The following is a 13,863-nucleotide window of genomic DNA, read 5'->3' on the forward strand; positions in this document are numbered from 1 at the left end:
AACAGGACCGTCCCGGCAATCCGGTATCTGAGTCCGGCGCTGATCGCGTCAGCGGCGCGGCAGCGTCGCGTGGGGGCGGAACGGTCGGGTCGGGGGTTCGTCGGGCCGCGCCGCGCGCATGCGCGTGGTGGGTTGCTCGGCGACAAACTGATGGGGTGGCCCGAGTTTCGTCGGCCGCCGCTCACGCCGGGCCGACTCCCGTTCGGTCAGCAGACCACGGGCAATACGGTCGAGTGCGCTCTGGACGTGAATGCGCTCAGGTGCGCCCTGGAATTCGTCCGACTGCGTGAGGGTTTCGGTGATCCAGCTCGAGATCACGTTGCGGGCCGCACCCACCTCGGCCGAACCGGCCGGGGTCAGCGAGTATTCGGTTCCGGAGCGCGTCGCGAACCCGGTGGCCACCAGGCGATCGAAGATCGGTTCGAGAACCTGAGGTGGAACCCGTCGATCGTCCGCGATGTCGAGAAGGTCGGCGGCGCCGGTCACCGCGGCGTACCGGTAGATCAGCATCAGTGCCCACAATTGTGCGGTCCCCAGGCGGCTGTTCGAGGTGCGAGCCACCGCTTCGAGGTCAATGCCGTTGCTGCGCTGCAACAACCGGCCGACGGCGACTTCGATGAGTTTCTCCGGCGACTCGGTGGTCGGCATGCCGAAACCCTCGCCCATGTCGGTGCTGCCACTGGCGGCAGCGTCACGAAGCGGCACCTGTTTGAGGAACAACGCCAGGACGAAGCCGACGACCGCGACGGGCGCCGCCAGCAGGAACACCTGGCTCAGCGAATCGGCATAGGCGTTGATGATCGGGGCGGCGGTGTCGTGCGGAAGGCTGTGCAGCACTTTCGGCGACGTCGCCGCGTCGGGTGGCGCGCCGCCGGCCCTCATGGCCGCGGGTATGCGGTCACCCAGGAAGTTCGCGAACATCGACCCGAAAATCGCTGCGCCGAAAGAACTTCCGATGGTGCGGAAGAACGTCACGCCGGAGGTGGCGACGCCGAGGTCGGCGAAGTCGACGGTGTTCTGCACCACGAGAATCAGCACCTGCATGCTGAGCCCGATCCCGGTGCCGAGAATCAGCAGGAACAGTGACTGGGTCAGCGTCGAGGTGTCGGCGTCCATCCGTGACAGCAGCACGAACCCCAACGCCATGATGGCTGTACCGGCGATCGGGAAGATGCGGTACTGCCCCGTGCGGCCGACGATCGCGCCGCTGCCCAGCGAAGTGACGAGCAGACCGGCCACCATCGGCAAGGTGCGCAGCCCTGACGCGGTTGCCGAGACACCGTCGACGAACTGCATGTAGGTCGGCAGGAACGTCAGCGCACCCAGCATCGCGAAGCCGACGACGAACGACAGCACACAGCACACCGTGAAGACCGGGTTCGCGAACAGGCGGATCGGCAGAATCGGTTCGGGCGCACGGCGTTCCACCATGACGAAGCCTGCGATGGCCACGGCCGAGGCGACGAACAACCCGATGATCGTCGCCGAACCCCAGGCATACGTGGTGCCGCCCCAACTGGTTGCCAGTGTCAGGCCGGCAGCGCCGAGCCCGACCAGCACGATGCCCGCGTAGTCGACGACGGGTCGCCCGGCGCGCGCCAGTTCGGGAATGGCCACGGCCGCGATCCCGATGACCACCACCGCCACCGGCACGTTGATCCAGAACGCCCACCGCCACCCCAGATGGTCGGTGAACAGCCCGCCGAGCAACGGGCCGACGACGGTCGTGACACCGAACACCGCGCCCAAAGCGCCTTGATACTTGCCTCTTTCGCGCAGCGGGATGACCTCGCCGATCACCGCGACGGCCGTCACGGTGATCGCGCCACCACCCAGGCCCTGCAGCGCCCGCGACGCGACGAGCATCCCCATCGATTCCGCGAGCCCACACAGGACCGAGCCGGCCAGGAACAGCAGGATCGCGACCTGGAAGATCTTTTTGCGGCCGAAGATGTCGCCGAGCTTGCCGACCACCGCGGTGACGATCGTCGAGGCGAGCAGGTAGCTCGTGACGACCCAGGACTGGTGGCCGGCGCCACCGAGGTCGGCGACGACTGTCGGGAGCGCCGTCGCCACGATGGTCTGGTCGAGGGCGGCGAGCAGCATCCCGAGGACGACGGCCAGGAAGACGAAGTTGCGCTGCCGCACGCTGGGAGCCGCGTCCGGCACGTCGGTGGGGCTATGTGTGGTGGTGGCTGTCATAACCCGGCTGACCTCAGGTCTGGGCCGGACTGCTCGCCAATGCCTCGGTGATGGCCTCGCAGAACGCCGGCAGATCGGAGGGCGAACGGCTGGTGATGAGATTGCCGTCGATACACACTGCTTGATCGACGACGGTGGCTCCGGCGTTACGCAGATCGGTGCGGACACTCGGATAGCTGGTCACCTTGCGGTCGCGGACGACGTCGGCCTCGACGAGGGTCCACGGCCCGTGACAGATCGCGGCGACGGGCTTGCCGGAGCGGACGAAGTCGCCGACGAACGCCACCGCGGTGTCGTCGACCCGCAGTTTGTCGGGGTTCACGGTGCCGCCCGGCAGGATCAGCGCGTCGAACGCGTCGACCCGTACCTCGCCGACGGTGCGGTCCACCGCGATGGTGCCTGCCGGTTCGAGGTCGTGATTGCGGGCCTGGATTTCGCCGGCCGTGATCGACAACACCTCGACGGATGCGCCGGCCTCCTGAACCGCGGCGCGCGGTTCGTCGAGCTCGACCCTCTCGACACCGTCGGCGGCGAGGATGGCGATCCGGCGGCCTTGTAGTTCCTTGAGCACGTGGCTGTTCATACCCGCGGAGACGTCGCCCAAACGTCGTCGGCCACGCCGTCAGGGCAGTTCCGCGATGACTTTCGCGAAGGCCTCCGAATGCTGTTGCTGGACAATGAAGTAGGTCACTCCATAGCGATCCCGTAGGTCTCGGATCCGGTCGGCCATGTCGGTGGTGCTGCCGCTGAGGGCGCCCGGAGTCGTCAACAGCTCGGCGTCGCTGAGGTCGGGTTGGAAGCGCCGGGTCATGGAAAGGTCCGGTATCCCGGACCCGTCGGTCGGCACCGCGGTGATGGCCAGGTTCAGCTCCAGTTCATCGAACCGGTCGCCGGCGGCGTTGCGCACGAACGAAATTCGCTCCGCGAGCGGGTCGTGGTCGGCGGACGGCGGCCCGCCTCCGGTCAGCCCGATGATCTGCGCCTGCTGGGCGGCGACCGTCAGCAGCTTGTCGCCGGCGCCGGCGATCATCACCGGCACGTCGGGCAGGTGGGTGCGCAGATACGAGGTGACGTGCGCGGTGTACGCCACCCGTTTCCCGGCGCTGGGGAATGGCAGTTCGGCGGCATCGAATTCCTCCTTGACGTACCCGGCACCGAGACCCGTCTCGAACCGCCCCTCGGTGAGGTCGCGCATGGCCGCGATGTCGCGGGCCAACAGCGCGGGCTTGTAGAAGCAGGCATTGAACACGAAGGTGCCCAGGTGCAGCGTGCTGGTCGCGGTGGCAGCGGTCGCCAGCACCGGGAACGGGGCCGGCGCGCCCAGATGGTCGGGCACCAGGAGGACGTCGTAGCCTACGTCCTCGGCGCGGCGCGCCGCGTCCTGGACCGCTGACCGGCTGTCGGTGTGCCGCAGGCCGACGCCGAACCGGAAATCTCTCGTCATGTGTTCGACCTTACGGACGCGCGGAGCGTGCCCGCCGGTGCAAACTGCAGGTGTGCGCCCCAGACTGACACTGACCGCGGTCTGCGTGGTGGTGTTCATGCTGCTGCTCGACATGACGATCGTGGCCGCGGCACTGGCCGACATCCAGGCTTCACTGCACGCGCCGCTGTCGGGATTGCAGTGGGTGGTCGACGCCTACGCGCTGCCGATGGCCGGATTACTGCTCACGGCGGCGACGGTGGGGGACCGGCTGGGACGGCGGCGGTTGTATCTCGGCGGCCTGGTGGTGTTCATGTTCGCGTCGGCCGGATGCGCGCTGGCCCGCAACATCGACGCACTCAACGGGCTGCGGGCGGTGCAGGGCGCGGCCGGCGCGGTGCTGCTCGGGGTGTCGTTGCCGATGCTCGCGGCCGCGTTCCCCGACGCGCGCCAGCGGGCGGGCGCCATTGCGGCGTACGGCGCGGCGATGGGCGCAGGCGGTGCCGTCGGGCCGCTGCTGGGCGGTGCGCTGGTCACGGCGTACGGGTGGCCGTCGATCTTCCTGATCAACCTGCCGGTCGGCGTGGTCGCGCTGTACATCGTCATCTTCGCCGTCCCCGAAAGCGTCGTCCCGCGGTCACGTCCGGTCGACATCTGGGGCACGGTGGTGCTGACGGCGGCGCTGTTCGCGGGCGTGTACGTGCTGATCGAGGGCAACCACTTCGGTTGGGGCAGCCCGATCATGTTGGGACTGAGTGTTTTCTGTGTGGTCGCCCTGGCCACCTTCGGGCTACGCGAGTCCCGTCTGGCCGAGCCGATGCTCGACGTGCGGCTGCTCGCCGGTCCCGGATTCGCGGGTGTCTCCCTGGCCGCGTTCGCTGCGACCGGGACGCTGATCGCGTCGACGAACTACCTCGCGTTGTATTTCATGAACACGTTGGGGTTCAGCCCCTTTGGCGCCGGGTTACGGTCGCTGCCGCTGACGCTGGCCATCGTGCTGGGTGCCCCGCTGGCGATGATCGCGGCGCGGAGGATACCGGTGGTCGCAACCATCCCGGCCGGCGTCGCATTGATTGCCGCGGGTATGTGGATGATGACGGCAGTAAACGCGAACACGACATGGACGCACTTCATCTCGGGGTCGGTCGTGGCCGGGCTGGGACTCGGTGGGCTGTCGGCGCTGACGTCTGATGCGGCGCTGCGTTTCGTGCCGGTCGCCGACGCCGGGATGGCGACGGGCACGGTCAGCACGGCGCGGCAGATCGGCATCCTGGCCGGTGTCGCCGGGCTGGGCGCCTTGTTCAGCCGGCACGCGGGCGACCTTGCCACGTCGCGGCTTTCCGCAGTGCCGGGCCTCGGCGCCGAAGCGGGCCGGCAGCTCAGTGACGGGCTGGCGGCCGGCGCCGGGTTGCGGGCGCTGGAGGTGGTACCCGACCGGCTGCGTCCCGCGCTCGCCGTGGTCGCGCGGGAAGCCAGTGCGGCCGGCATGCAGTCCGCGTTGACCGCCGCCGCGCTGGCCGCCACCACGGCAACGTTGTTCGTGGCGCTGCTCGTCCGGATGGGCGCCCGGCAAACAATCCATGCAGAGTCTGTGGATTAGCCGAAGTTGCTACGGCCGAGCCGCAATGCGGATATTTTCGAAGCTTATGTTCGGCGCTGCTGTTCTCATCCCAGCGACCGATTCCGGCCGCTACAGCATCGTCATCTCCGACGATCCCGATGAGATCGAAGCGGCGCAGCGTCTGCGGTACCAGACGTTCGCCGAAGAGCTGGGTGCCGCACTCCCACAAGCGATTCGCGGACCGCGCACCGGCGAGATGATCGACGTCGATCGCTTCGACGCCTACAGCGATCACCTGCTGGCCCGGGACGAACAGACCGGGGCGATCGTCGGCTGCTACCGCTTGCTGCCCCCGGATGGTGCGCGCGCGGCCGGCGGTATCTTCACCGACACCAACTTCGAGCTCGGCGCCGGCATCGACGCGCTGCGGCCCTCACTGGTCGAGTTGGGCCGTGCCAGCGTGCATCCCGACCATCGCAACGGTGCGGTGATGGCGATGCTGTGGGCCGGGATTCTGCGCTATCAGGAACTGACCGGATACCGGTGGGCGATCGGCAGTCTCTCGGTGCGCATGGAGGACGGCGGTGCGCGCGGTGCGCTGGTGCGCGGCGTTCTCGACCGGGCGTACCGGCGGCACCCGGCACCGCCGGAGTTCCGCGTGACACCACGAAACCCGGTGCAGGTCAACGGAATACCTCTCGCCGACCTGCCCGATCCCGGCCGCGTGCGGGTGCCGCCGATGGTGGCAGGCAGCCTGCGGATCGGCGGCGTGATCTGCGGGGAACCGTCGTACGACCCGGAATTCGACATGGCCGATTTCGTGGTGCTGATCAACCGGGACATGGTGCATCAGCTCTACCTTGCCCGGCTCACCCGTAACCATGTCCAGACCTGACGCTCCCGACATGCTGGGAGTCGGGTTCGGGCCGTCGAATCTGGCGCTGGCCGTGGCCCTCGCCGAGCGTGGCGTGCGCGGCCGCTTCGTCGACGCCCAGCCGCGGTTCGGCTGGCACCGCGACATGTTGCTGCCCGGCACCCGGATGCAGATCCCGTTCCTCAAAGACCTGGCGACGCTGCGCAATCCGCAGAGTGCATTCACGTTCGTGAACTACCTGAGTGATCGGGGCAGGCTGGTCGAATTCATCGGTCGCCATGACGTGTTCCCGAGCCGGCACGAATTCCACGACTACCTGCAGTGGGCCGCGGACCAGTTCGCGGACGACGTGCGCTACGGCCGCCGCGTGGTCGCAGTGACGGCAGGTGATGCCGGATTCGCGGTGCAGCTCGACCCCGGCGAGGTCATCTCGACACGGACCCTGGTGCTGGGCACCGGCCTGCACCCGGTCCTGCCGACGGGCACGCGCTCGACCCTGCGCCAGTGGCACAGCCACCAATTGCTCAGTGGCATGGCTGCGCTCGGCCCGGTGGACGGCGGCCGGTTCGCCGTGGTCGGTGCGGGGCAGAGCGCCGCCGAGGTCGTTTCCTACCTGCACCGCACCTACCCGCGCGCCGAGGTGCACGCGGTGTTCGGCCGGTACGGATACAGCCTCGCCGACGACAGTGCCTTCGTGAACCGCATCTTCGATCCCGCAGCGGTCGACGAGTTCTACGGCGCGGACGGCGCGGAACGTCAACGTCTGCTCGACTACCACCGGTCGGCCAACTACTCGGCCGTCGACGTCGACCTCATCGCGGACCTGTATGAACGCGAATACGACGAACGCGTGAGCGGGGCCCGCCGGCTGTTCCTGCATCGGGCCTGCAGCGTCATCGGTGCCGACGAAGACGACGCGGAGGTCCGGCTGGGCCTGCGCAACCGCATCGACAACACGACCGAGACCGTGCGCTGCGATGCCGTGGTGTACGCGACCGGCTACGCGCCGATGGATGTGCCGGCGTTCCTGGGCGAGCTGGCGTCCTGCTATGAGTTCGACGAACACGGCCGCCCATTGGCCACGCGCGATTACCAGCTGGTGGCCAGGCCGGGCGCTCCCGGCGACATCTACCTCAACGGCGCGACCGTCGAACACAGCCACGGGCTCGGCGCGACGCTGCTGTCGAACGTGGCCGTCCGCAGCGGCGAGATCGCGGCGGCGATCAGCCCGTGACGGTCAAGTAGATCAGCACCACGTTCAGCACCGAAATCAGCACGGCCACAGCCCATCCCAGTGTCGTGACGAGCCGGTGGTTGATGTTCTCGCCCATCACGGCGCGGTTGCTGGTCAGGCGGACCAACGGGATGAGCGCGAACGGGATACCGAACGACAGCACCACCTGCGAGATGACCAGCGCGCCCGTCGGGTCGAATCCGACGGCCAGCACCACCAACGCCGGAATGACTGTGACGGCCCGGCGGAGCAACAGCGGGTACGACCGGTTCAGCAGGCCCTGCATGATCATCGCGCCGGCGTACGCGCCGACCGACGAGGATGCCAGGCCCGAAGCCAACAGGCCGATGGCGAAGCACAGGGCGACCGCGGGGCCCAAGGCGTTGCCGACGGCGGCGTGCGCGCCCGCGATGGTGTCGGTGCCCGCGACGCCCTGCAGGTGCGTCGCCGCGACCAGCAGCATCGACAGGTTCACCGCGCCCGCGACCACCATCGCCAGGCCGACGTCGAAGCGCGTGACGCGCAGCATGCGGCGCAGCGGTGCGCCGGCCTCGGGCTTCCCGTGCCGGTCGCGGGCCAGGCCGGAGTGCAGGTAGACGACGTGCGGCATGACCGTCGCACCCAGGATCGCGGTGGCCAGCAGGAGGCTCTCGGGTCCGGCGAAGTGGGGCACCACGCCGCCGAGCACGGCGCCGGGCGCGGGCGGGTCGACGACCAGGCTGGCGAGGAAGCCGATGGTGATGACCATCAGCAGTCCGGCGATGATCCGTTCGAACGCGCGCTGGCTGCCCCGGTTCTGTACCGACAGCAGGCACATGGAGACCACGCCGGTGATCACGCCGCCCACCAGCATGGGCAGGCCGAACAGCAGTTGCAGCGCGATGGCGCCGCCGACCACTTCGGCGAGATCGGTTGCCACGGCCACCATTTCGGCCTGGACCCAGAACGCGAGCCGGGTTGGCGTGCGGCAGTTCTCGGCGACCAGCTCCGGCAGGGACCGGCCGGTCGTCAGGCCCAGCTTGGCCGACAGGTACTGCACCAGGCCGGCCATGATGTTGGCCAGCAGGATGACCCACACCAGCAGGAAACCGAACTTCGCACCCGCGCTGATGTTGGCCGCGACGTTGCCCGGATCCACATAGGCGATGGCAGCGACGAACGCCGGGCCCAACAGGGACCAGGTCGAGCGCGACGAGCGTGACGGTGCGCGGGTGTCGGTCAGCATGCACTCACTTTCTATCCGGGTTTGCGAATAGAAAAGTTAGGTTAGCCGAAATCTGCGCTTCGGATCAACGTGGACCGCTGTACAGCCCTTTGCCGGTGATCAACGGAAGGTCGAGCGTGGTGCGGATGCCCGGTTCGGCGGCGACCACCGCCGGGATCGCGTTCACGACGCGGGCCGCGGTGGCGACGAGGCCCGCGTGATTGTGGTCGCCCTTGCGGCTGCTCAGGCACAGGTCCAGGGCGTACGACGGCTCGCCCGTCACCTCGACGCGGTACGAGCCGCCCTCCTGTGCGGGCTGCGGCCAGTCGGGGCAGATGTCGTCGCGCAGTCGGGTGATGTGCTCAAGCACGACGGCCGGGTGGCCGTCCTTCATGCCGCGCACCTCGAACCGCATGGCTGCCGTCGTGCCCGCCGGGATGTGGCCCGACGCGATGTCGAAGTCCTCGGGCGCGGGCACCCGGGTGTGCGTCTCGGTCAGCTCGTCGAGTTCGATGCCGAGGCCCGCGGCCAACTGGCGCACGACCGAACCCCAGGCCAGGCTCAGCACGCCGGGCTGCAGCAGCATCGGCAATTCATCGATGGGCTTGCCGAAGCCCATGACGTCGAACATCACCGTCGCGCTGTCGTAGGTGGCGTAGTCGACGATCTCCATGCACCGGACCTGCTCGACCCTCTGGCAGGTGCCCATGAGGGCAAGGGGGAGAAGGTCATTGGCGAAGCCGGGGTCGATGCCGTTGACGAAGAGGGACGAACCGCCTTCTTTTGCGGCATCTTCGAGCGGTGCAATCAGTTCGGCGGGCAGCACCTGCCACGGGTACTGCAGGAACACCGCCGCACTGGCGACGACGTTGACGCCGGCGGCCAGGATGCGCCGGTAGTCCTCCAGTGCCTCGGGCAGCCGGTTGTCGGCCATGGCCGTGTAGACGACACAGTCCGGCTTGCCGGACAAGATGGCGTCGAGGTCATCGGTGGCCGTGACGCCGGTCGAAACGTCAAGTCCGGCAAGCTCTCCGGCATCCTTGCCGGCCTTGGTGGCCGAGGACACCCAGACGCCCGTCAGTTCATACGCGGGGTCATTGATGAGCTGCGTCAGGGCATGGCGGCCGACGTTGCCAGTGCCGACTGCGGCGACTTTGATGGGCATGTGGGCGTTCCTCACAGGTCCGGGATGGGGAGATCGAGGTTGGGAAACGTGAGGCCGCCATCGACCTCCAGCACCTTGCCGGTGACGTAGGCACCGGCCGGTGAGGCCAGGTACAGCGCGGCGGCGGCGATGTCCTCGGGGTCGCCGAGACGGCGCATCGGGGTGGCCTTCTCCATGGGGTCGCGCAACGCATCGTTGGAGGCGACGATGTCCAGCGCCGAGGTCAGGATCGAACCCGGTGCGATGCCGTTGACCCGGATCTTCGGGCACAGGTCCATCGCGGCGAGCTTGGTGTAGTGCGCCAGCGCCGCCTTGGCGGTGCCGTACGCGGCGAATCCGCGGCCCGCGAGCCGGCCGACGGCCGAGGTGATGTTGATGACGCTGCCGCCGCCGGCGTGCTCCAGCATCAGCGGGACCGCGGCCTGCGTCAGCGCGTGCGCGGTGGCGACGTTGAACGTGAAGGCGTCTTTGAGGTCCTGCGGCGAGGTGTACATCAGCGGCCCGGGCATGGTCCCGCCGACGTTGTTGACGACGACGTCTAGTCGGCCGAACGCCTCGACCGCCGCGGCGGCGAGCTTGGCGGTCTCGTCCGGGTGGGCCAGGTCGGCGGCGATGATGTGCGCCTTGCGGCCGGCCGCCTCGACCTGCGCGGCGACCTCCTGCAACTGGGACTCGGTCCGTGAGGCAATCACCACGTCAGCACCGGCTTCGGCGAATGCGACGGCAATGGCCGCGCCGAGGCCGCGGCCTGCGCCGGTCACCACCGCTACCTGGTTGTCGAGCCGGAATCTGTCCAGAATCACGTGTGCCTCACTCGCCTCGTCGTGGTCGTTGTTAGGCACGCTAGCAAGTTAGAGGCGCTGCGGGAACGAATTTCTAGAACACGTTTCAATTGGCCGCCGACGCGATGACCGGACCAGCCATCGGGTGCCGCCCACGGTGCTACGGCGAGCGTGCAGGTTTCGGGCGCGGATCCGCCGAGGAGTGCACCAAAGCGACACACTCGTCGTAGGACGCGCGGGCGACTGTGGCGAGAGACCGCCGCCCCTCGGGGCTACCGGGACTTCGCGCTGGACTTCGCACCGGACTTGGCGCTGGACTTCCGCGACTTCACGCTGGCTTCCAGCTTGGCCAGCAGATCGGAGACGTCCTCGGTCGCGTCCAGTTCGGTCGCCGCTTCCTCGGTGGTGAATGCCTCGCCGCCCGCGATCTTGGCTTCGATGAGCTCTTCCATCTGCTCGCGGTAGGTGTCGTGGAACTGTTCGGGCTGGAAGTCCTCGGTCATGGAGTCCACCACCTGGCCGGCCATCGTCAGCTCGGCCTTCTTGATCTCGACTTCCTTGTCCAGCACCGGGAAATCGGGGTCGCGGATTTCGTCGGGCCACAGCAGCGTGTGCACGATCATCACGTTGCGCTTGCCGAAATCCTTGACGCGCAACGCCGCAAGCCGCGTCTTGTTGCGCAGCGAGAAGTGCACGATGGCCACGCGTTCGGTCTGCGCCAGCGTCTGGGCCAGCAGCACGTACGACTTCGACGACTTCGAGTCGGGCTCGAGGAAATAGCTGCGGTCGTACATCAGCGGATCGATCTGCTCGGCCGGGACGAACTCAACGACCTCGATCTCACGGCTGCGCTCTTCCGGCAGCGTGGCGATGTCTTCGTCGGTGATGATGACCGTCTGGCCGTCCTCTGATTCGAAAGACTTGGCGATGTCCCGAAACTCGACGACCTCGCCGCAGACCTCGCACACCCGCTTGTATCGGATGCGGCCGTTGTCCTTGGCGTGCACCTGATGAAACTTGATGTCGTGATCCTCGGTGGCGCTGTACACCTTCACTGGCACATTGACCAGACCGAAGGCGACTGACCCCTTCCAGATGGACCGCATACCCCAGTATGGCCCATGATCGCGCCGCGGCTTGGATACTTGGGGTGTGGAGCAATTCGGGCGGGTGCGGCTGACCAACCCCGACAAGGTGCTCTATCCGGCGACCGGCACCACCAAAGCCGACGTTTTCGACTATTACCTCGCCGTCGCCGGCGCGATGTTGCCGCACATCGCGGGTCGTCCCGTGACCCGCAAACGGTGGCCCAATGGTGTTGCGCAGCAGCCGTTCTTCGAGAAGCAGCTGGCCTCGTCGGCACCGGAGTGGCTGGAACGCGGCGCCATCACGCATCGCAGCGGGACCACCGTCTACCCGATCATCGACACCCCCGAGGGGCTCGCCTGGATCGCCCAGCAGGCGTCGTTGGAAGTGCATGTGCCGCAATGGCGCTTCGTCGGTGCGGGCGGCGGGCCGGGCGATGTACCCGCTCAGGGACCCGCGACACGCATCGTGTTCGACCTGGATCCCGGCGAGGGCGTCACCATGGCGCAGCTGTGCGAGGTGGCGCGTGCCGTCCGCGAACTCGTCGCCGGGATGGACCTGGAGGCCCATCCGGTGACCAGCGGCAGCAAGGGTTTGCATCTCTATGTGCCGCTGGCCTCGCCCGTCAGCTCCCGCGGCGCGTCGGCTGTGGCCAAACGTGTTGCCCAGCAACTCGAATCATCGATGGGCGGGCTGGTCACCGCGACCATGACCCGCAGTCTGCGGGCCGGCAAGGTGTTCCTGGACTGGAGCCAGAACTCCTCCGCCAAGACGACGGTGGCACCGTATTCCTTGCGCGGCCGCGACGAGCCGACGGTGGCTGCGCCGCGCACCTGGGAAGAACTCGACGATCCGGAGTTGCGCCAGCTGCGGTTCGACGAGGTGCTGGCCCGGTTGGCTCGCGACGGCGACCTGCTCGCGGACATGGATGGCGACGCGCCGGTGGCCGATCGGCTCACCACCTACCGCAGCATGCGGGACCCAGGCCGGACGCCGGAGCCGGTGCCGGCGGCCCGGCCCGCGTCGGGGCTCAACAACCGCTTCGTCATCCAAGAGCATCACGCCCGCCGGTTGCACTACGACTTCCGGCTGGAACGCGACGGCGTACTGGTCAGTTGGGCTGTCCCGAAAAACCTTCCGGACACCTCGACCGTCAACCACCTGGCGGTGCACACCGAAGACCACCCGCTGGAATACGCCACCTTCGAAGGCGACATCCCCAAGGGCGAATACGGCGGCGGGCACGTCACGATCTGGGACTCGGGCACCTACGACACCGAAAAGTTCCGGGATTCAGGCGAAAACGGCGAGGTGATCGTCAACCTCCACGGCAACCGGGTTTCCGGGCGGTACGTGCTGATCCAGACCGAAGGTAAGAACTGGCTGGTGCGCCGGATGAAAGAGCAACGGCTGCAACCCATGCTGGCCACGCACGGCTCGGTGGATCGACTGTCTCCGGAGCACTGGGCATTCGAGGGAAAGTGGGACGGCTATCGGCTGCTGGTCGACGCCGACCACGGCCGAATCCGGCTCACCGCCCGCAGCGGCCGCGACGTCACGGGGGAGTTTCCGCAATTGCAGTCGGTGGCAGCCGATCTCGCCGATCACCACGTGATCCTGGACGGCGAGGTGGTGGCCTTGCAGGACGGCGTACCCAGTTTTCAGGCCATGCAGAACCGCGGCTCCGGCAGTCACATCGAATTCTGGTGCTTCGACATCCTGTCCCTCGACGGACGCGACCTGACTCGCGCAAAGTACCGGGATCGGCGAAAACTGTTGGAAACCCTGGCCTCTGACGGTGCGCTGACGGTGCCGCCGCTGTTGCCCGCGGAGAGCCCTCTGAAGTTCGCGGACGAGCGCGGCTTCGAAGGGGTGGTCGCGAAGAAGTGGGATTCCGGATACCGGCCCGGGCGGTCGGAGGCCTGGGTGAAGGACAAGTTCTGGCGCACACAGGAAGTGGTGATCGGCGGCTGGCGTGCCGGGGAGGGCGGCCGCACCAGCGGCATCGGTGCGCTGCTGGTCGGGGTTCCCGAGGGCGACGGCCTGCAGTTCGTCGGCCGCGTGGGTACCGGGTTCACCGACAAGATGCTGGCTGATCTGAAGGCGATGCTCAAGCCGCTCGAGACCCGCGAATCGCCCTTTACCGCACCGCTTTCCACGCTCGATGCCAAAGGCGTGACGTACGCGCGGCCCGAGCTCGTGGGTGAGGTGCGCTACAGCGAGCGCACGTCCGACAACCGCCTGCGCCAGCCCAGTTGGCGTGGCCTCCGCCCGGACAAGACGCCGGGGGAGGTCACCTGGGAGTGATTTGTGCACGATTTTCCGCGCCCAC

Annotated in this window: 11 protein-coding genes; 4 read left to right on the forward strand and 7 right to left on the reverse strand. The window is 67.9% G+C overall.

The annotated features are described in order from the left end of the window. Nucleotides 1-48: 48 nt before the first annotated feature. From H289_RS0101530 to H289_RS0101540, 3 genes are read right to left on the reverse strand one after another with little or no spacing between them, the layout of a single operon-like run. A complete protein-coding gene (locus tag H289_RS0101530; RefSeq protein WP_036419930.1) occupies nucleotides 49-2,202 on the reverse strand; it encodes an MDR family MFS transporter in 2,154 nt (717 codons plus the stop codon). 13 nt (nucleotides 2,203-2,215) lie between these two features. Further along, nucleotides 2,216-2,773 (reverse strand): type 1 glutamine amidotransferase domain-containing protein, encoded by a 558-nt coding sequence (locus tag H289_RS0101535; RefSeq protein WP_155944006.1) that lies wholly within the window; start codon nucleotides 2,771-2,773, stop codon nucleotides 2,216-2,218. 51 nt (nucleotides 2,774-2,824) lie between these two features. Next, nucleotides 2,825-3,646 (reverse strand): TIGR03621 family F420-dependent LLM class oxidoreductase, encoded by an 822-nt coding sequence (locus H289_RS0101540; RefSeq protein WP_029104671.1) that lies wholly within the window; start codon nucleotides 3,644-3,646, stop codon nucleotides 2,825-2,827. Nucleotides 3,647-3,710: 64 nt separating this feature from the next. Between H289_RS0101540 and H289_RS29445 the strand changes: the two genes are divergently transcribed. From H289_RS29445 to H289_RS29450, 3 genes are read left to right on the forward strand one after another with little or no spacing between them, the layout of a single operon-like run. Next, nucleotides 3,711-5,225 carry an MFS transporter gene (locus H289_RS29445; protein ID WP_081633291.1) on the forward strand — a complete coding sequence of 505 codons (1,515 nt, stop codon included), beginning with the start codon at nucleotides 3,711-3,713 and terminating at the stop codon, nucleotides 5,223-5,225. A gap of 46 nt (nucleotides 5,226-5,271) precedes the next feature. Continuing rightward, nucleotides 5,272-6,081, forward strand: coding sequence for a GNAT family N-acetyltransferase (locus tag H289_RS0101550; protein WP_020098993.1), 810 nt, complete (start codon nucleotides 5,272-5,274; stop codon nucleotides 6,079-6,081). Nucleotides 6,082-6,091: 10 nt separating this feature from the next. Beyond that, nucleotides 6,092-7,294, forward strand: coding sequence for a lysine N(6)-hydroxylase/L-ornithine N(5)-oxygenase family protein (locus tag H289_RS29450; protein WP_020098994.1), 1,203 nt, complete (start codon nucleotides 6,092-6,094; stop codon nucleotides 7,292-7,294). Here the strand turns inward: H289_RS29450 and H289_RS0101560 are convergent. The 4 genes from H289_RS0101560 to ku all read right to left on the reverse strand — a co-directional run bounded on the left by H289_RS0101560 (nucleotide 7,284) and on the right by ku (nucleotide 11,551). Further along, the gene (locus H289_RS0101560; RefSeq protein WP_020098995.1) at nucleotides 7,284-8,519 is read right to left on the reverse strand and encodes an Nramp family divalent metal transporter; all 1,236 of its coding nucleotides are present in this window, start codon (nucleotides 8,517-8,519) and stop codon (nucleotides 7,284-7,286) included. The genes H289_RS29450 and H289_RS0101560 overlap by 11 nt on opposite strands. Before the next feature lie 64 nt (nucleotides 8,520-8,583). After that, a complete protein-coding gene (locus H289_RS0101565; protein WP_020098996.1) occupies nucleotides 8,584-9,663 on the reverse strand; it encodes an NAD(P)H-dependent amine dehydrogenase family protein in 1,080 nt (359 codons plus the stop codon). Between the two features lie 11 nt (nucleotides 9,664-9,674). Next, nucleotides 9,675-10,466 carry an SDR family oxidoreductase gene (locus H289_RS0101570; protein ID WP_029104672.1) on the reverse strand — a complete coding sequence of 264 codons (792 nt, stop codon included), beginning with the start codon at nucleotides 10,464-10,466 and terminating at the stop codon, nucleotides 9,675-9,677. Nucleotides 10,467-10,717: 251 nt separating this feature from the next. Further along, nucleotides 10,718-11,551, reverse strand: a complete 834-nt coding sequence (gene ku, locus H289_RS29455) for a non-homologous end joining protein Ku (RefSeq protein WP_036428019.1) — start codon at nucleotides 11,549-11,551, stop codon at nucleotides 10,718-10,720. A 46-nt stretch (nucleotides 11,552-11,597) separates the two neighbouring features. On the opposite strand from ku, the gene H289_RS0101580 reads away from it, so the two are divergent. Then, complete coding sequence (locus H289_RS0101580) at nucleotides 11,598-13,838, forward strand: ATP-dependent DNA ligase (RefSeq protein ID WP_020098999.1); 2,241 nt, start codon at nucleotides 11,598-11,600, stop codon at nucleotides 13,836-13,838. The last annotated feature ends 25 nt before the right edge of the window (nucleotides 13,839-13,863 follow it).

Source organism: Mycobacterium sp. 360MFTsu5.1 (assembly GCF_000383495.1).
In the GTDB taxonomy this organism is placed as follows: domain Bacteria; phylum Actinomycetota; class Actinomycetes; order Mycobacteriales; family Mycobacteriaceae; genus Mycobacterium; species Mycobacterium mucogenicum_B.

Excerpts from the sequence above, each read along its gene's own strand:
- H289_RS0101530 (WP_036419930.1), bottom strand. The coding sequence starts at position 2,202 with ATGACAGCCACCACCACACATAGCCCCACCGACGTGCCGGACGCGGCT.
- H289_RS0101540 (WP_029104671.1), bottom strand. The coding sequence starts at position 3,646 with ATGACGAGAGATTTCCGGTTCGGCGTCGGCCTGCGGCACACCGACAGC.
- H289_RS0101550 (WP_020098993.1), top strand. The coding sequence starts at position 5,272 with ATGTTCGGCGCTGCTGTTCTCATCCCAGCGACCGATTCCGGCCGCTAC.
- H289_RS29450 (WP_020098994.1), top strand. The coding sequence starts at position 6,092 with ATGCTGGGAGTCGGGTTCGGGCCGTCGAATCTGGCGCTGGCCGTGGCC.
- H289_RS0101560 (WP_020098995.1), bottom strand. The coding sequence starts at position 8,519 with ATGCTGACCGACACCCGCGCACCGTCACGCTCGTCGCGCTCGACCTGG.
- H289_RS0101565 (WP_020098996.1), bottom strand. The coding sequence starts at position 9,663 with ATGCCCATCAAAGTCGCCGCAGTCGGCACTGGCAACGTCGGCCGCCAT.
- ku (WP_036428019.1), bottom strand. The coding sequence starts at position 11,551 with ATGCGGTCCATCTGGAAGGGGTCAGTCGCCTTCGGTCTGGTCAATGTG.